Source organism: Kitasatospora sp. NPDC088783 (assembly GCF_044750705.1).
Taxonomy (GTDB): Bacteria; Actinomycetota; Actinomycetes; order Streptomycetales; family Streptomycetaceae; genus Kitasatospora; species Kitasatospora fiedleri.
In genome coordinates, this window is sequence record NZ_JBIVKJ010000001.1 from 695,198 (window position 1) to 711,517 (window position 16,320).

The 16,320-nt window shown below is 75.8% G+C and carries 15 protein-coding genes; 10 read left to right on the top strand and 5 right to left on the bottom strand.

What is annotated here, in order from left to right; genetic code table 11:
* Positions 1 to 147: 147 nt before the first annotated feature.
* Positions 148 to 1,554: a class I adenylate-forming enzyme family protein gene (locus tag ACIP60_RS03025; protein WP_400679364.1), complete on the bottom strand. Its 1,407-nt coding sequence runs from the start codon at positions 1,552 to 1,554 to the stop codon at positions 148 to 150.
* Positions 1,555 to 1,742: 188 nt separating this feature from the next.
* Between ACIP60_RS03025 and ACIP60_RS03030 the strand changes: the two genes are divergently transcribed.
* The 4 genes from ACIP60_RS03030 (at position 1,743) to ACIP60_RS03045 (ending at position 6,211) form a co-directional block, all read left to right on the top strand.
* A complete protein-coding gene (locus ACIP60_RS03030; protein ID WP_400679367.1) occupies positions 1,743 to 2,849 on the top strand; it encodes an alpha-hydroxy acid oxidase in 1,107 nt (368 codons plus the stop codon).
* 79 nt (positions 2,850 to 2,928) lie between these two features.
* Complete coding sequence (locus ACIP60_RS03035; RefSeq protein ID WP_400679368.1) at positions 2,929 to 3,828, top strand: class I SAM-dependent methyltransferase; 900 nt, start codon at positions 2,929 to 2,931, stop codon at positions 3,826 to 3,828.
* Complete coding sequence (locus ACIP60_RS03040; protein WP_400679370.1) at positions 3,828 to 4,787, top strand: alpha/beta hydrolase; 960 nt, start codon at positions 3,828 to 3,830, stop codon at positions 4,785 to 4,787. The genes ACIP60_RS03035 and ACIP60_RS03040 overlap by 1 nt, the downstream gene beginning before the upstream one ends.
* On the top strand, positions 4,784 to 6,211 hold the full coding sequence (locus ACIP60_RS03045; protein ID WP_400679373.1) for a PLP-dependent aminotransferase family protein: 1,428 nt from the start codon (positions 4,784 to 4,786) through the stop codon (positions 6,209 to 6,211). The genes ACIP60_RS03040 and ACIP60_RS03045 overlap by 4 nt, the downstream gene beginning before the upstream one ends.
* A 108-nt stretch (positions 6,212 to 6,319) precedes the next feature.
* Here ACIP60_RS03045 and ACIP60_RS03050 read toward each other — a convergent pair whose 3' ends face one another.
* The 3 genes from ACIP60_RS03050 to ACIP60_RS03060 all read right to left on the bottom strand — a co-directional run bounded on the left by ACIP60_RS03050 (position 6,320) and on the right by ACIP60_RS03060 (position 9,607).
* The gene (locus ACIP60_RS03050; protein WP_111551969.1) at positions 6,320 to 7,084 is read right to left on the bottom strand and encodes an ABC transporter permease; all 765 of its coding nucleotides are present in this window, start codon (positions 7,082 to 7,084) and stop codon (positions 6,320 to 6,322) included.
* Positions 7,085 to 7,146: 62 nt separating this feature from the next.
* Positions 7,147 to 8,100, bottom strand: coding sequence for an ATP-binding cassette domain-containing protein (locus ACIP60_RS03055; RefSeq protein ID WP_400679922.1), 954 nt, complete (start codon positions 8,098 to 8,100; stop codon positions 7,147 to 7,149).
* A gap of 163 nt (positions 8,101 to 8,263) precedes the next feature.
* Positions 8,264 to 9,607, bottom strand: coding sequence for a glycosyltransferase (locus ACIP60_RS03060; protein WP_400679375.1), 1,344 nt, complete (start codon positions 9,605 to 9,607; stop codon positions 8,264 to 8,266).
* 243 nt (positions 9,608 to 9,850) lie between these two features.
* Here ACIP60_RS03060 and ACIP60_RS03065 point away from each other — a divergent pair, with 243 nt between their 5' ends.
* The 6 genes from ACIP60_RS03065 (at position 9,851) to ACIP60_RS03090 (ending at position 15,584) form a co-directional block, all read left to right on the top strand.
* Complete coding sequence (locus tag ACIP60_RS03065; RefSeq protein WP_400679377.1) at positions 9,851 to 10,783, top strand: 3-oxoacyl-[acyl-carrier-protein] synthase III C-terminal domain-containing protein; 933 nt, start codon at positions 9,851 to 9,853, stop codon at positions 10,781 to 10,783.
* A 155-nt stretch (positions 10,784 to 10,938) separates the two neighbouring features.
* A complete protein-coding gene (locus tag ACIP60_RS03070) occupies positions 10,939 to 11,340 on the top strand; it encodes an acyl carrier protein (protein WP_400679379.1) in 402 nt (133 codons plus the stop codon).
* Positions 11,341 to 11,345: 5 nt separating this feature from the next.
* Entirely contained in the window at positions 11,346 to 12,269 is a 924-nt protein-coding gene (locus ACIP60_RS03075; RefSeq protein ID WP_400679380.1) for a hypothetical protein, read from the top strand.
* A complete protein-coding gene (locus ACIP60_RS03080) occupies positions 12,266 to 13,018 on the top strand; it encodes a 4'-phosphopantetheinyl transferase family protein (protein WP_400679382.1) in 753 nt (250 codons plus the stop codon). Before ACIP60_RS03075 ends, ACIP60_RS03080 begins: the two co-directional genes overlap by 4 nt.
* Positions 13,019 to 13,027: 9 nt before the next feature.
* Entirely contained in the window at positions 13,028 to 13,909 is an 882-nt protein-coding gene (locus ACIP60_RS03085) for a hypothetical protein (RefSeq protein ID WP_400679385.1), read from the top strand.
* Between the two features lie 4 nt (positions 13,910 to 13,913).
* Positions 13,914 to 15,584 carry a condensation domain-containing protein gene (locus tag ACIP60_RS03090; RefSeq protein ID WP_400679386.1) on the top strand — a complete coding sequence of 557 codons (1,671 nt, stop codon included), beginning with the start codon at positions 13,914 to 13,916 and terminating at the stop codon, positions 15,582 to 15,584.
* A gap of 191 nt (positions 15,585 to 15,775) precedes the next feature.
* Here the strand turns inward: ACIP60_RS03090 and ACIP60_RS03095 are convergent, their stop codons facing one another.
* Positions 15,776 to 16,306 carry a MarR family winged helix-turn-helix transcriptional regulator gene (locus ACIP60_RS03095; RefSeq protein WP_400679387.1) on the bottom strand — a complete coding sequence of 177 codons (531 nt, stop codon included), beginning with the start codon at positions 16,304 to 16,306 and terminating at the stop codon, positions 15,776 to 15,778.
* Positions 16,307 to 16,320 lie beyond the last annotated feature (14 nt).

The window sequence follows — 16,320 nt, forward strand, 5'->3', positions numbered from 1 at the left end:
TCTCCAGTGCGTCGGGGAGGGAAGGGGAGTGGTTTCCGGGCAGGGCACGCCGACGGACGGGCGGACGGTGTCTGGAGCCGTCCACCCGGCCGGTGACGGCCGCACCGGAAGGGGAGGGAGGAACGCGGGACGAGCGGGAGGGGTGGATCAGCGGGCGGCGTCGGCCTGTCGGCGCAGGGCGGCGGCGTCCCGCAGCAGCTTCCCGGTGGCGGTCCGGGGCAGCCGCGGCATCAGGTGCAGCCGGCGGGGCAGCTTGTAGCCCGCCAGCTCCTTGCCCAGCAGTTCGCGCAACTGCTCGGCGGGGCCGCCCCGTTCGGACGGCGCGGAGGTGACGCCCTCGGCGGTCGCGGCGTACGCCTCGATCGCGCCGTCGGCGAACAGCACCACGGCCTCGACCACACCGGGGAGCCCGGTGAGGGCCTGCTCGACCTCGTTCAGGTCGACCTTGAGGCCGCCGATGGAAATCTGTGAGTCGCGCCGTCCGAGCACGGTCACCAGGCCGGTGCCGTCCTCGATCAGCGCGGCGTCGCGGGTGTGCAGCAGGCCGTCCGACCAGCGGGTCGGGTCGGTCGGGCCCAGGTACGGGGACCGCTCCCGGGCGATGTGCAGCTCGCCGCCCGCGACGGACAGTTCCATGCCGTGGACGGGTGCCACCGCGGGGTGGTGGTGGCCGTTCAGGTCGGTGGCGATCACGCCGGTCTCGGTCATCCCGTACATGGTGCCCAGCGGGACTCCGAACCTGGCCCGGAACGCCGCGGGCAGCTGCGGGCGGACGAGTTCGCCGGCCACCACCATCCGCCGCAGCTGCGGCAGTTCGGGCGGCGCGGCGGCCGAGGCCAGCAGCTCGGCGTGGAACGGTACCCCGATCACGGTGGTCGGGGCGCCGCCCTCGGCGATCGCGGCCAGGATGCCGGTCGGGGTCATCCGCTGCGGCACCACCAGCTCCACGCCCGCGTGCAGGGCGTGCAGCAGTCCGCCGACCAGGCCGAGCACGTGCACCGTCGAGGACAGCAGCACGGTGCGCTCGCCGCGGGTCGGGAACTCCGGGAGCCGGGCGTAGCGGTCGAGTTCGCGCAGCAGGTCGGCGGCCGTCCGGGCGATCACCTTGGACGGGCCGGTCGAGCCCGAACTGAGCTGCACCAGGGCGTGCTCGGTCGCGGCTTCGGCACCCCCCGGCAGCGACCGGAACTGCGGTCGGCCGTCAGCGAGTTCGGCCAGCACCCGGGGGTGCAGCCGGTCCACCGCGCGGTCCACCTCGACGGCGGTCAGCCGGTGGTCCAGCAGGATCGCCTGGGCGCCGGAGCGCCAGACGGCCAGCAGGACGGCGACGAACTCCGCCGACGGCGGCATCCGCAGCGCCACCGTCCCGCGTTCGCCGAGCCCGGCGGCGGCCAACTGCCGCTGCCGTTCGGCCACCAGGGCCCGCAGGGTGCCCCTGTTCACCGGAGCGCCGAAGCGCAGGCACGGTTCGCCGTCCGGTCCGGCGAGTAACTGCTCGTCCACCCAGTCCGCGGCGACCGTGCCGCCGCGCACCGGGGTTGGGGTAAGCGTCAACGCAACTCCACGCGCTCGTGTGGGAAGCAAGGTTCGGAAGTTGTGATGCTTCAGTGTGGAACCCCCGTCGGTGCCGACCTTTGCACGGGAGCGCATCAAGGGTCAAGGTCTATACCAGTGGCGGACTGCCCCCTACGCTGTCCCTCGTTTTCGCACGAGTTGACGGAACATCAGGAGGTTCGGACGCGATGGTTCCGCTCACCCTGGCGGAGCACGGCGCGCTGGCCAAGGCCCGGCTGCCCGCCGTGATCTGGGACTTCTTCGACGGAGCGGCCGGGTCCGAGTGGACCGCCGAGGCCAACCTGGACGCCTGGCGCCGGTACGTGCTGCGCCCGCGCGTCCTGGTGGACGTCTCGGCCCCCGACTGCGGCACCGAGCTGTTCGGCGACCGGCTGGCCGCCCCGTACGGCGTCGCCCCGATGGCCTACCACGGGCTCGCCCACCCCGACGCCGAGTGCGCCACCGCCCGGGCCGCCGCCGGGGCCGGGGCGCTGCTGGTCACCAGCATCTTCGCCGGGTGCACCCTGGAGCGGATCGCCGAGGCCGCCCCCGGCGCGCCGCGCTGGCTCCAGCTGTACTGGCTGCGCGACCGCGAGGCGCTGGCCGGGATCGTCCGGCGGGCCGAACGGGCCGGCTACCGGGCCCTGGTGCTCACCGTCGACGCGCCCAAGGTCGGCCGCCGGCTGCGCGACCTGCGCAACGGCTTCGCGCTGCCGCCCGGCATGACCGCCGCCAACCTGGCGCCCCGGCTCACCAGCGCCGCCGGGCAGGCCCCGCCCGGCCGCTCCGGCATCGAGGAGCACTCCCGGCAGCAGTTCGACCCGACGGTCACCTGGGCCGACCTGGCCTGGCTGCGGCGGCGCACCGAGCTGCCGCTGCTGCTCAAAGGCGTGCTCACCGCCGAGGACGCCAGGCTCGCCGTGGAGCACGGCGTGGACGGCCTGGTCGTCTCCAACCACGGCGGCCGCCAGCTCGACGGCACCCCGCCCGCGCTGGACGCCCTGGCCGAGGTGGTGGACGCCGTCCCGGCCGACCACCCGGTGCTGGTCGACGGCGGCCTGCGGCACGGCTCCGACCTCGCCAAGGCGCTGGCCCTGGGCGCCCGCGCCGCGCTGGTCGGCCGACCCGTGCTGTGGGGCCTGGCGCACGGCGGCGCGGACGGCGCCCGGGCGGTGCTCGACCTGCTGCGCGAGGAACTGCTCGACACCATGGTGCTGGCCGGTCGGCCCACCCTCGCGGACCTCGACCGCGGCGCGCTCGCGCCCTGGCCGGCGGCCCCGCGGACGTACCGCTGAGCGCGCGTCCCTCTCCTTATATATAGGGGCCGTGACGGAGCACCGACAAATCATGTGAAAGAGAACGGAAGAACCCCCCGTGACGCACACCGAACCCCGCGCCTCCGACACCCCCGCCAGTACCGCTCCCGGACCGGTCGGCACCCCCTCCGGGACCGCCGCGCCCGCCCCGACCACGACGTCCGCCGCGCCCGCCGCGAAGCTGTTCGCGGACTGGGACTGGGAGGACCCCGACGGCCTGGCCGCCCGCACCGACTCCTTCACCGAGGACCTCGCCCGGTGCGCCGCGATCGAGCTGGTCCGCCCCGAAGTACCGCACACGCACCAGGACTTCCGGGACCTCGGCGTCACGGGCGTCGAGTTCGCCGCGTTCCGCACCCGCCACCCGCAGGGCCTCGGCACCGACCTGGTCGGCCTGCACACCGACACCGAGGAGACCCGCCCCGGCCCGGTCTACCGGATCGACGGCACCAGCCTGTACACCCGGCTGGACATCGGCGCGCCGCTCCCGTTCGCCGACCACAGCGTCGACTGGGTGTACGCCGAGCACCTGATCGAGCACGTCCCGCTCGACACCGCCGTGCGCTGGCTCGCCGAGGTGCGCCGCGTCCTGCGCCCCGGCGGCCTGCTCCGCCTCACCACCCCCGACCTGGCCCGGTACGTCGAGGGCTACCTCGACGACCGCGAGCAGTTCTTCCGCCGCCACCGCCGCCGCCTGCGCACCATGCGGGTCGGGCCGCCGATGCCGGAGCGGCGGGCCTTCATGCTGAACCAGATCTTCTACCACTTCGGCCACCGCTGGATCTACGACGAGGCCGAGCTGCGGTACGTCCTGGACCGGGCCGGCTACGGCGCGTTCACCGTCGTGCGGCAGGAGTTCCAGACCGGCGCCCGACCGGACGTCGCCGCCCTCGACACCGCCTTCCGCAAGGACGAGTCGATCTACCTGGAGGCCGTCGCCCCCGGAGGACCGCGCTGATGCCGCTGCACCCCCAGGCCGAGGCGGTGCGGGCCCGCCGCGCCGCCGCCGGCACCCCGCCGCTGTACACCCGCACCCTGGCCGAGGCCCGCGCCGCCGACCTCGCCGACCTGCGCGCCGCCACCGGCGTCGGCGAACCCGTCCACCGGGTCGAGGAGTCCACCGTCGAGGGCCCCGGCGGCCCGCTCGCGCTGCGCCGCTACCGGCCCGCGCCGCGCCCGCAGGACGCCCCGCCCGGCCCGGCCCTGCTCTACCTGTACGGCGGCGGCTGGGTGCTCGGCTCGCTGGAGACCGGCGACCCGGTCTGCCGCGCGCTGGCCAACGCCACCGGCGCCGACGTGTTCGCCGTCGGCTACCGGCACGCCCCCGAGCACCGCTTCCCCGCCGCCCTCCACGACTGCTGGGCCGCCCTCGACCGGATCGCCCGCCAGGCCCCGCAGTGGGGCCTCGACCCGGCCCGGATCGCGGTCGGCGGCGACAGCGCCGGCGGCAACCTGGCCGCCGCCCTCACCCTGCTGGCCCGCGAACGCGGCGGTCCCGCGATCCTGCACCAGCTGCTGGTCTACCCCAACACCGACCACCGCGTCCCCGCCGACGGCGAGGCCGACCCGGCGCTGTTCAACCGGCACTCGGTGGCCTGGTACTGGTCGCACTACCTCGCCGACCCGGCCGACGGCGCGAACCCGCTGGCCTCCCCGCTGCGCGCCCCCTCGCTGGCCGGCCTGCCGCCCGCCACCGTGATCACCGCCGAGTACGACCCGCTGCGCGAGGAGGGCGAGGAGTACGCCGAGGCCCTGCGCGCCGCCGGCGTCCCCGTCGAACTGCGCCGCTACGACGGCATGCCGCACGGCTTCTTCGCCATGCCCGGCCTGCTGGACGACGGCCGCCGCGCCCAGCTCTTCGCCGCCGAACGACTGGTGGCGGCCTACCGGACCGGCGCGGCGGAGGGCGCCCGATGACCAGGGTGCTGCACCTCGCCGACCTGCACGGCTCGCTGTCCGACCCGCTGCTGGACGCGATGACCTTCCTCAACGAGGTCACCGCCCGCTACCCCGAGGCCGTCTCCTTCGCCCCCGGCCGCCCGTACGAGGAGTTCTTCGACCCGGCGGACGTCCCCCGCCACCTGGAGACCTACCTGCGCCACCTGCGCGAGGAACGCGGCCTGACCGACGGCCAGGTCCGCCGGGAGGTGTTCCAGTACGGGCGCACCAAGGGCCTGATCGCCCCGCTGATCGCCCGCGCGCTGGCCGCCGACGAGGGGATCGACACCGACCCCGAGGCGCTGGTGGTCACCGTCGGCGCCCAGGAGGGCATGCTGCTGGTGCTGCGCGCCCTGTGCGCCGGGCCGGACGACGTGCTGCTGGTCTCCGCGCCCTGCTACGTCGGCGTCACCGGCGCGGCCCGGCTGCTCGACCTGACCGTCCACCCCGTCCCGGAGGCCGGGCGGGACGGCGGCCTCGACCCCGCCGCGCTGGCCGCGGCCGTCCACGCCCTGCGGGCCGCCGGGAAGCGCCCCCGGGCCTGCTACGTCGTCCCCGACTTCGCCAACCCCAGCGGCGCCAGCATGGACGAGGCGGCCCGCCGCCGGCTGCTGGAGGTGGCCGAGGAGACCGGCGTCCTGCTGATCGAGGACAACCCCTACGGCTTCTTCGGCCGCACCGCCGCCGCCCGCCCCACCCTCAAGGCCCTGGACGGCGACCGCGGCAACGTGGTCTACCTCGGCTCGTTCGCCAAGACCTGCTTCCCCGGCGCCCGGGTCGGCTACGTGGTCGCCGACCAGCGGGTCGCGGGTGGCACCGCCGCCGGGGCGTCCGCCGGCGCGCCCGCCGGGCTGCTCGCCGACGAGCTGGCCAAGCTCAAGAGCATGACCACCGTGAACACCTCGGCGCTCAGCCAGGCCGTCATCGGCGGCATGCTGCTCGACGGCGGACTGCGCCTGCGGGACGCCAACGAGCCCGCCCGGCGCTTCTACGCCCGCAACATGGACACCCTGCTGGACGCGCTGGAGACGGCCTTCCGGGGCGTTCCCGGCGTCTCCTGGAACCACCCCGACGGCGGCTTCTTCGCCGTCGTCACGGTGCCCTTCCGGGCCGACGCGCAGGCCCTGGACGCGTGCGCCCGCAAGCACGGCGTGCTGTGGACCCCGATGGACGGCTTCCACCCGGGCGGCGGCGGGGAGCGCCAACTGCGGCTCTCCTGCTCCTACCTGACGCCGGAGGAGATCGCTGACGGCGTGCGGCGGCTGGCCGCCTTCGTGGCCGAGTACGCCGAGTACGCCGAGTACGCCGAGTACGTCGAGTACGACGCCGAGCCCGCGGGGTCCGCGGAGCGTGCGGCGGAGCGCGCGGAACCGCTCGCGGAGGGCGGCCCGGGGAACGGCTGAGCGCAGCACCGAGCGGGGCCCGGCGGCACGGGAGTGCCGGGCCCCGCTCCGGTGCGTCCCGCCCCGGACCGTCCGGGCGGGTCCGGGCGGTCCGAGGTGGGACGGGGGTCAGCGGATGCGCTGGGCGAACAGCCGGGCCGACCAGGCCACCGCGAGGGCCGTCATCAGGCCGGTCAGCAGCAGGCCGCGCCACACCTCGGGGGCGTCCAGGTGCCCGGCGAACAGCGCCCGCATGCCCTCCACGGCCCAGTAGCAGGGGTTCCAGGACGCGGCGGTGCGCAGCCAGGCGGGGGCCAGCGCGATCGGCAGCAGGGTGCCGGAGAGCAGGGCCAGCGGCTGCGCGATGGTGTTGACCACCGGGCCGAGCGCCGCGTCGGTGGGCACCAGCAGGGCCAGGCCGTAGGAGACCGAGGACGCCATCAGCGCCATCAGCGCGAGCAGCGCCAGCGCCAGCAGCAGGTCGGTGAAGCCCACGGTCAGGCCGAACGGGATGGCCAGCACGGAGATCAGCACCGCCTGGATGAGCAGCGCGGTGGTCTCCCGCAGCGCCCGGCCGAGCAGCAGGGCGACCCGGCTGACGGGCGTCACCCGGGAGCGCTCGATCACGCCCGCGTGCAGCTCGCCGAGCAGGGTGAAGCCGGTGAACAGGCCGCCCATGACGGCCAGCGCGGACAGCAGGCCGGGCACGTACACCCGGTAGGCGTCGGCGGTGCTGTGCGCGCCGGACGCGGCCAGCGCGGAGGTCAGCAGCGGGGCGAACAGCAGCAGGTAGCACAGGGGTTGGAGCAGTCCGACGGCGATCCACACGGGGGAGCGGGCCATCAGGAGCAGTTGGCGCTGGTAGACCAGCCAGGTGTCGCGGGCGAGCTTCAACGGGGACCTCGGGGCGTCGGTTCGGGACGGCGGTTCGGGGCGGCGGTTCCGAGAACGGGGGATCAGCTGTGGACCAGCGCGCGGCCGGTCAGGGCCAGGAACACGTCGTCCAGGCTGGGGCGCTGCAACTGGACGTGCTCGGGCTCGATGTCGGCGGCGGCCAGGGCGCGCAGCAGCTGCGGGATCGCGGTGGCCGCGGAGTCCACGTGCAGGCGCAGCCCGTCCTCGCCGGGCAGGGCCTCCAGGCGCTGCACGCAGGGGAGTTCGGCCAGGGCGCGCTCGGCGCCGGCGGTGGCCTCCGGGTCGGGCAGGCCGATGGTGACGGAGTCGCCGGCGATCTTCTGCTTGAGCTCCTCGGGGGTGCCCTCGGTGACGATGCCGCCGTTGTCGACGATGCCGATCCGGTCGCACAGGGCGTCGGCCTCGTCCAGGTAGTGGGTGGTCAGCAGCACCGTCATGCCCTGCTCGCGCAGGCGGCGGACCTCGGCCCACACCTGGGAGCGGCTGCGCGGGTCGAGCCCGACGGTCGGCTCGTCCAGGAACAGCACCCCGGGCCGGTGGATGACGCCGAGCGCCAGGTCGAGGCGGCGGCGCTGGCCGCCCGAGTACGTCTTGCAGACCCGGTCGCCGAACTCGGCGAGGTCGAAGGCGGCCAGGCCCTGCTCGGCGCGCCGCACCGCCTCGGCCTTGCGGATGCCGTACATCCGGGCCTGCATGACGAGTTCCTCGCGGGCGGTGGCCTGGTCGGTGGTGCCGCCGCCCTGGGCGACGTAGCCGATCCGGCGGCGGACCTCGCCGGGCTCGGCGCGCAGGTCGGCGCCGGCCACGGTGGCCGCGCCGCCGTCGGGGACGAGCAGGGTGGCGAGCATGCGCAGCGTGGTGGTCTTGCCTGCGCCGTTCGGGCCGAGGAGGCCGTAGATCTCGCCCTCCGCGACGTTCAGGTCGATGCCGCGCACCGCGTCGACGGTGGCGGCGCCGCGGCGGGGCCGGAAGGACTTGCGCAGCCCCTTGGTCACGATCAACCCGGACTCCTGTGGTCGGTGGGTGCGGTTGGGTGCGGTCGGGTGCTTCGAGGGAAGCGGGTGCTTCGAGGGAAGCGGGTGCGTCGGAGGAACGGATGCTCCGAGGGAGGCGGACGTTCCGGGGAAGCGGGGTGAGGGGCGGATGCCGGAGCAGACCCTAGGCCCCGACCGGGCTCCCCGACAATGGTCTGGACCAGGTGGCGGGGCGGTGCCGGTGCGGTGCGCGCGCGAACCGCTCCAGCCGTTCGGCGGCGGCCACCGCGCCGCCCCCCGCGCGCAGTTGACGCCCCAGCAGTTGGGCGGCGGAGCGGAACGCGGGATCGTCGAGGACGGCGCGCAGCGCCGCCCGCAGCCGCTCGGGCCCGGCGGTGGCGAAGTCGACCCGGACGGCCGCGCCCAGCGCGGCCAGCCGCCCGGCGGTCACCGGCTGGTCGTGCCGGATCGGGGCGAGGAGCAACGGCCTGCCGTGGACGAGGGATTCGCCGACGGTGTTCATCCCGCCGTGGCACAGTACGGCGTCGACCGCCCCGCGCTCAAGCAGTTCCAGCACCGGAACGCGCGCACACCCGATCGCGCCCGGCGGCAGCGGGACGTCCCCGGGGGCGGCCACCACCGCCTGCACGTCCGGGAGTCCGGCCAGCGCGGTCGCCGCCCGGCCCAGGAAACCGCCCGCGACCTCGGCGGACAGCGTGCCCATGGTGACCAGCACCCGGCGCCGCGCCGGGTCCAACCGCTCCCAGGGGAACGGCGGTTCGGGACGCTCCGCGAGCAGCGGGCCGACCAGCGCGTACGTGTCCGGGACGGTCGCGGCGTCCAGGCCGAGCAGGGCGGCGCTGCTCGCGGCCAGCACCAGTCCGGGGGAGAAGCGCGGGTCGGTGTACTCCGCGGCGGGCAGCCCGGCCCGCTCCCACAGACCGCGCAGCACCCCGTCCCGCCAGGCGGCCAGGCCACCGCCACCGCTGTCGCCGCTGCCACCGTCACCGTCACCGTCACCACCGCGGTCACCGCGACCGTCGCCGTCCGGCAGGTCGTCGTCCAGCAGGTCGCCGTCCAGCGGGTCGCCGATCTCCAGCGAGGACGGTGCGAAGCTCGCCCACGGCACGCCCGCGCCGTGCGCGGCCAGCGCGCCCGCCGGGCTGTGCTGGTCGGCCAGCACCACGTCCGGCCGCCACTGCTCGACGGCCCGCCGGACCGCGCTCAGGGTGAACCGGGTGTGCGGCACCACGAAGCCCTCCCACAGCGAACGCACCGCCGCCGCCCCGCCCACCGCCTGCTCGCGGAACACCCGGGCACCGGTCGGGTGCACCACCGCGTCCGGCCCGAGCAGCGGGCGCAGGGCCGACTCCGGCCCCACCCAGGCCACTCGGTGCCCGCGCGCGGCCCAGGCCAGGGCCAGTGCCCGGGCCGGCAGCAGGTGCCCGGCCAGCGGGGGCACCACGATCAGCAGGCGCAGCGGGGGGATCGGGGGAAGCGGGGGGAGCGGGGGCGTGGCGGCGGGCACGGGCGGTTCTCCTCGGAGCGGCGGATCGGGAGCTTGCTGGAAGGGGGCGCGAGGGCAGGCGGGAAGGGGGCGCGGGGCGGCCCGGCGGGGCCGGAACCGGCGCGGGATCGGCGGCACCGGCGGGAATCCCGTACGAGTCGTGTGCGGACGAGGGGGAACTGGTACAGACCACAGGGGGAGGCCGGGAAGGAAGCGTCGGCGATCTCTTGTGCGGGCCGGTGAGGCGACGGAATACTAGCCCGCGTGACCGCTCTGGAGGCAGTCGCCGTCCACCTGCCGCCCGTCGCCGAACCGATCGAACTGGTCGGGGAACGCCTTGGGCTGACGGACCGTCAGATCCGACTGTTCCGCCGGTTCCACGGCCTGGACCAGGTCAGGGTGGACCCCGACGGCGACCTGACCGATCTGCTCACCGCCGCAGCGACGGCCCTGGCCCCGCTGCGCGGCAACGAACACCGCGTGAGGTACGTGCTGCACGCGCGCAGCCTGCCGATCGCGGCACCCTACCCGCACAACCCGCTGCACGACGTGCTCGGCCGTCTGGGGCTGACGCACGCCCGTGCCTTCACCATCACCCACCACGCCTGCGCCGGCTCCCTGCTGGCCCTGGACGTGGCCGGTCGGCTGCTGGCGGCAGATCCCGACCCCGAGGCGCTGGCGTTGATCCTGGCGGGCGAGAAGACCTTCACCCGGGACGCCCGCATCGTCCCGGACACCGCCCTGTTCGGCGAAGGGTCGGCCGCCTGCCTGGTGCGGGCCGGAGGTGAACGCGACCGCGTGCTGTCCTACGCGGTCGACCAGCACGGCGAGTTCGACGGGCGGCTCGCCGACGATCCGGAGCTGATGCTGGACTACCAGCGCAGCTACCCGGAGCTGATGGTGGCCGTGATGGAAGCGGCACTGGAGGAGGCCGGCGAGAGCTGGGACTCGATCCGGCTGCTGCTGCCGCACAACGTCAACCAGATCTCCTGGAAGCGGATCTGCCGCACGACCGGGTACCCGCCCGAGCGCGTGGTGCTGGACAACGTCCCGGCGGTGGGGCACAGCTTCGCCGCCGACATCCTGCTCAACCACCACACCGCCACCACCCGCGGCCTGCTCCGCCGCGGCGACCGCTACCTGGTCGCCGCGTCCGGGATCGGCGCGACCTTCGCCGCCATGGTGCTCCAGCACTGACCCGCGCCGACCCGCACCGCCCCGGCACCCCGGGACGGTCGGACGCCCGGGCCCGGCGGCACGGCGCCCCGCCGCCGCCGCGCGCCCACGCCACCCAGTCCACCCGCCCGCACCCGGCCGTCCCGCCGGAGTGCCGGCCAGATCAGGGGATCGCCATGACCGACTCCGCCACCGACCTCGCCGTGCCCGAAACCGCCACCGATGCCGGGGGTACCACCGACGCCACCGACGCTGTGGGTACCACCGACGCCGCCGACGCCGTGGGTATCGCCGATGCCGCCGACGCCGCCGTGGACCCCGAGCTGCGCGGCCGGGCCCTCGACGGCATCCTGCTGCTGCTGCCCCGGGTGCTCAAGCGCGAGCTGCCCGAGATCGGCGAGAACGCCTGCCTGTTCGACGAGGTCGGCCTGACCTCCGCCGCCACCCTGGAACTCATCCTGGAGCTGGAGGACCACCTCGACGTGCAGATCGACGTCGAGGGCATCGACCAGGACGACCTGCGCTCGGTCGGCACCCTCGCGGGCTTCGTCGCCGGGCACGTGATCGCCGAGGACTGACGACCGTGCGCGTCCGCGGACCGCTCCCCGCCACCACCCTGCCGCGCGCCGCCTCCCCGCTGCGCCTGACCGCCGCCCACGCTCTCGACCTGCCCGGCGACTCCCCGCTCGCCGCCGACCCCGACCTGCGCGTCTTCACCGCCGACCTGGCCCGCCCGTACGGCGTGGCCCTCGACGAGGACGCGCTGGCCGGGGCGCGCGGCCAGTCGTACGCCGCGCTGGCCGAACGCGCCATCGGCGCCCTGGTGGACCCGACCCGCCCGGTCGACCTGCTGCTGCTGGTGTACGCCACGCCCGACGTCCGGCCCGGACAGGCCGTGGCCCTGCACCTCGCCGGGGTCTGCCCGGGCGCGCCGCTGTCCTTCGCGCTCTGCGACGAGGGCGCCGGCGCCGGGTTCAGCGCGCTGCGGATCGCCGACGCCTACGCCCGCACCGCCGGGGCCCGGCGCGCCCTGCTGATCGCCGTCGAACAGGCCGATCTGCACCACCGCCCGCACCGGCCCGCCCGGCTCCCGGACCGGCACTCCGCCGCCGCCCTGCTCTGGGAGGCCGAACCGGAACCCGGCCGCCCCCTGCAAGAGCTGCGCAGCGCACATGAAGTGACGGTCCGTCAGATCGAGGACACGCTCAAGGAGTGGTGCGCCGACCTGCCGGAACAGGCCCTGCTGCTGCTCGGCCCCGGCCTGGCCGGAACCGAACCGCCGGGCGGCCTGGAGACCCGGACGGCCCGCCCCGGCAACCCGTACACCGGCGGCTGGGCCGCGCTCGGCGCGGCGCTCGTCGACCCCCGGCTCGCCGGACGGCCGCTCGCGCTCGCCGACCACGAACCGGAGACCGGCCGCCTCGACCTCGCCCACTGGGCACCGTCCCCCGGAGCAGCCCCGGCGCCGGGCCCGGGTACGGGCACGGGAACGGAGCCCGTCCGGTGACCGACATCTGGCTGATCCGCACCGACGCCGCCCTCCCCGGCGCCCTCGCCCTGCTCGACGCGGACGAACGCGCCCGCGCCGCCCGCCACCCCGACGGCCCCGCCCGCCACCGCTTCGTCACCGCGCACGCCGCCGCCCGGCTGCTCACCGCCGCCGCGGCCGGCCTGCCGCCCGACCGCGTCCGTTGGCGCCGCGGCCCGCACGGCCGCCCCGAACCCGACGGCCTCCAGGGCGAGTTGAGCGTCAACCTGAGCACCGCCGGCCCGTGGGCGCTGTTCGCCGTGGAGCACTGCCACGAGGCGGACGGGGGCGGCATCGGCGTCGACCTGGAACCCGTCCCGGACGGCCGGGCCGCCGCCCGGCTCGCCGCCCGCTACTACCCGGCGGACGAACCCGCGCCCGACGCCGAGGAGTTCACCCGCCGCTGGACCCGCAAGGAGGCGTACACCAAGGCGTACGGCGGACGCCTCGCCGACGGGCTGCGCACCCACGCCGGACCGCCCGGTGACACGCCCGGCCCGCACCGGCTGCACGGCCCGCTCGGCCCGTGCACCGTCCACGACCTGCCCGCGCCCCCCGGCCACCGGGCCGCCGTCGCCCGCACCGGCACCCGCCCCGTCCGACCGCGTCTGCGCAGCTACCCGGAGCCGGAGCCGTCCGCGCGCCCGGGAGCACCCGCCGCACCGGACGCGCCCGCCGCGCGCGACGACGACCACCGCACCCCCGCCGCCCGTCGGCCCCGACCCTGAGGCAGAGCCATGAGCACCCGCCACCCCGACGACGCCACCCCGCTGCCCACCGCCGCGCCCGGCGTCCAACTCCAGCCCGCCGCCTACGAGAAGCTGCTCGACGCGCTGCGCGGGTCGATCGCCCGGCTGGCCGCCGAGGAGCCGTTCGAGCGCCTGGTCGTGCCGCCGGTGATCTCCCGCGCCACCATCGAGCGGGCCGGTTTCGCCGCCTCCTTCCCGCACCTGCTCGGCACCGTGCACAGCTACACCGGCAGCGCCGCCGAGTGGCGCGGGCTCGCCCCGCTGATCGCCGGGTCCGGCCCCTGGCACGCCCGGCAGGACATCTCCGACCTGGTGCTGCTGCCCGCCGCCTGCTACCCCGTCTACGCCACCCTCACCGGCCGTGACCTGCGCGAACCCGTCCGCTACAGCGTCGAGGCGCAGTGCTTCCGGCAGGAGGCCACCGCTGAGCCCGGCCGGCTGCGCAGCTTCCGGATGGCCGAACTGGTCACCGCCGGCACCCCCGCGCACTGCCAGGAGTGGCGCGAGCAGTGGCTGGGCAGGGTCGCCGACTGGCTGGAGGGGCTCGGCCTCAAGCCCGCGGTCGAACTCGCCGACGACCCGTTCTTCGGCGGCGGCCGCAAGCTCTACCAAGCCGCCCAGCGCGCCCAGGAGTTGAAGTTCGAACTGCGCGTCCCGGTGGCCGACGGCCTGCCGCAGGCGATCGCCTCCGCCAACATCCACAAGGACCACTTCGGCGAAGCCTTCGACTTCACCGCCGACGGCGAGACCGGGAACACCGCCTGCACCGCCTTCGGCCTCGACCGGATCGCCCTCGCCCTGCTGCACACCCACGGACCCCGACCCGTGGACTGGCCCCCGCACCTCGGCACCGCCCTGAACGGAGACTGACGGCATGTCAGCCGCACCATCCGGAAGCAACCCGGAGCCCACCACCCTCACCCTGCACTACCGCGCCGACGCGCCCGAGGCCGAGGGCCCGCTGACCCTCGGCCAGGACAACATGATCCGCTGCCTGCGCCACGACGAGCCCTCGCACATGAACAAGCAGGCCACCTGGTACGTCCCGCCCGGCGCCGAACTCCCCGCCTGCCTCGACGCGCTGCGCACCCTCGCCGAGCGCCACGCCGCGCTGCGCACCGTCTTCCCCGGCCCCGCCGACCGCCAGCCGGAACGCCAGCGGGTGCGCGCCGAAGGCGAGTTCACCGTCCGGGTGATCGCCCTCGCGGACGGCGAGGACCCGGCCGCCCGGGCCGAGGAGTACTGCTGGGACGGGCGGCGGCAGGCGTTCGACCTGGCCGAGGAGTTCCCGCTCCGCTTCGCCCTGCTCACCCGGCACGGCCGGCCCGTGCTGCTCGCCGTGGTCATCTGCCACGCCCAACTCGACGGTGTCGCGACCGGGTTGCTGTTCCAGGAGTGGCTGACCCTGGCGGCCGGCGGCACCCTGCCCGCGCCCGCCGCGCCCACCCCCGTCGAGGTCGCCGCACAGGAGCACTCCTCCTCCGGACAGCGCCGCACCAAGGCCGCGCTCCGGCACTGGGAGCACATCCTGGCCGAGCAGCCCACCTCGGTGTTCGCCGACGACCGGATCGGCCCCAACGACACCCTGCTGCCCACCCTCGGCGTCCGCTCCACCGCCGGCGCGGCCGCCCTGGAACGCGCCACCGCCCGTACCGGAGCCTCCAACTCGGCCGTCCTGCTGGCCTGTTACGCCGTCCTCGCGGCCCACCGGGCGGCCCGCACCACCGTGGTGATGGCCGCGCTCTCCGCCAACCGGCACCGCCCCGGCCTCGCCGAGCACATCGGCACCCTCGCCCAGGACGCGCTGCTCGCCGTCGACACCGACTGCTCCGACCTGGACACCCTGATCGGCCGCACCCAGGCCCACGCCCTGTCCGGCTACTGGCACGCCACCTTCGACGCCGAACGGATCTGGCAGCTCATCGAGGACGTCGCCGTCCGGCGCGGCGCCCGGTTCGCCCGGCACGTCGTGGTCAACGACCTGAGCGCCACCGTCCCCGCCGAGATCGCCGCCGCCCGCCCGCTGCCGCCCAGCGAGCCCGACCTCGCCTGGTACCCCGCCGAACCCACCCCCACCCGGCTGATGCTCAACATCTGGCGCACCGCCGGCTGCCTCGAATTCACCCTGCACACCCACCCGGACGTCCTCGACCGCGAGGAGACCGAACTCTTCGCCCACGCCCTGCTCCGCCTGCTCGACCTCGCCGGTACCCGTACCGTGGCGCTCGGCCCCGGCGGCGAGATCGCCGCCCTCAGCGGCCTGCCCACCGGCCGCCGGGAGAAGGCCCGCTGGCGGCAGGTCGGCAGCAACTGGGTCGACCTGGACGCCGTCGCCGACCTGCTGCGCACCGCCCTGCCCACCCTGCGGGACGTCGAAGTCACCTGGGAGGAGGGCGAGTTGACCGCCATCGCCGACACCGGACCGGACCCGCTCACCCCCGAGCAGGCGCACGCCGCGGTGATGGCCGCCCTCCCCGGCCACGACACCGCGATGGCCCCGCACCACTACGTCCTGCCGCACGGCGCCGGCACCGGGCGCGGCTAGGCCCGGTCCGGTCGATCTTGTCGGATCGGCGCGCGGCGTCGGAGGCCTGGCCGGGAGTACCGGCGGAACGCCCTCGTTGGGCGTACTCGGGTGTTTCGCCGGTGCTTCCGAGGGGGCATCTCCGAGCCCCCCTGGGGGCTGGGGGAGGGATGCCCGGCGTCGCGCGCCCGGCAAGACCGGCCGGACGGGCCCTAGGCCCCGCTGCCCCCGTTGCTGCCGCCGTCCCCGCTGCCCGGCGGCAGCGGGGGCCGCTCGGCGAGGTGGGCGTCCATGGTGGAGTTCAGCTCGGCCACGAACTGCTCGAACTGCTCCAGCAGCCGGGGCGGGTAGGGGGACATCGCGGCGTCGAGGCGCCGGGCGAGCGGGCCGAAGAACTCGTCCGCCCGTTCCTGGACGTGCGGGCCGCTGCGCAGGGTGACGATCCGCCGGTCGGAGTGCTCGCGGGTCCGGGTGAGGTGCCCGGCCGCCTCGAGGCGGTTCAGCAGCGCGGTGGTGGCGCCCGTGGACAGCGAGATGCGCTCGCTCAGCCGGGCCGGCGACAGCGGGGTGCCGCGTTCCTCGGCGGCGGCGATCTCCAGCACCGCGGTCGCGTCGGTGGAGTGCAGGCCCAGCCAGGCCGCGAAGCGCCGGCTGAGTTCGGCGTAGTGGCCGCCGTAGATCCGCAGCCCCTCCATCAGCCGCTCGCGCCGCGCCGCGACCTCGTCGCCCATCGCCTCCGCCATCCGGGCCCGCCACC

Bases quoted from the DNA above. Each gene is read 5' to 3' on its own strand.
- ACIP60_RS03030 (WP_400679367.1), top strand. From the start codon at position 1,743: ATGGTTCCGCTCACCCTGGCGGAGCACGGCGCGCTGGCCAAGGCCCGG.
- ACIP60_RS03040 (WP_400679370.1), top strand. From the start codon at position 3,828: ATGCCGCTGCACCCCCAGGCCGAGGCGGTGCGGGCCCGCCGCGCCGCC.
- ACIP60_RS03045 (WP_400679373.1), top strand. From the start codon at position 4,784: ATGACCAGGGTGCTGCACCTCGCCGACCTGCACGGCTCGCTGTCCGAC.
- ACIP60_RS03070 (WP_400679379.1), top strand. From the start codon at position 10,939: ATGACCGACTCCGCCACCGACCTCGCCGTGCCCGAAACCGCCACCGAT.
- ACIP60_RS03085 (WP_400679385.1), top strand. From the start codon at position 13,028: ATGAGCACCCGCCACCCCGACGACGCCACCCCGCTGCCCACCGCCGCG.
- ACIP60_RS03090 (WP_400679386.1), top strand. From the start codon at position 13,914: ATGTCAGCCGCACCATCCGGAAGCAACCCGGAGCCCACCACCCTCACC.
- ACIP60_RS03095 (WP_400679387.1), bottom strand. From the start codon at position 16,306: ATGGCGGAGGCGATGGGCGACGAGGTCGCGGCGCGGCGCGAGCGGCTG.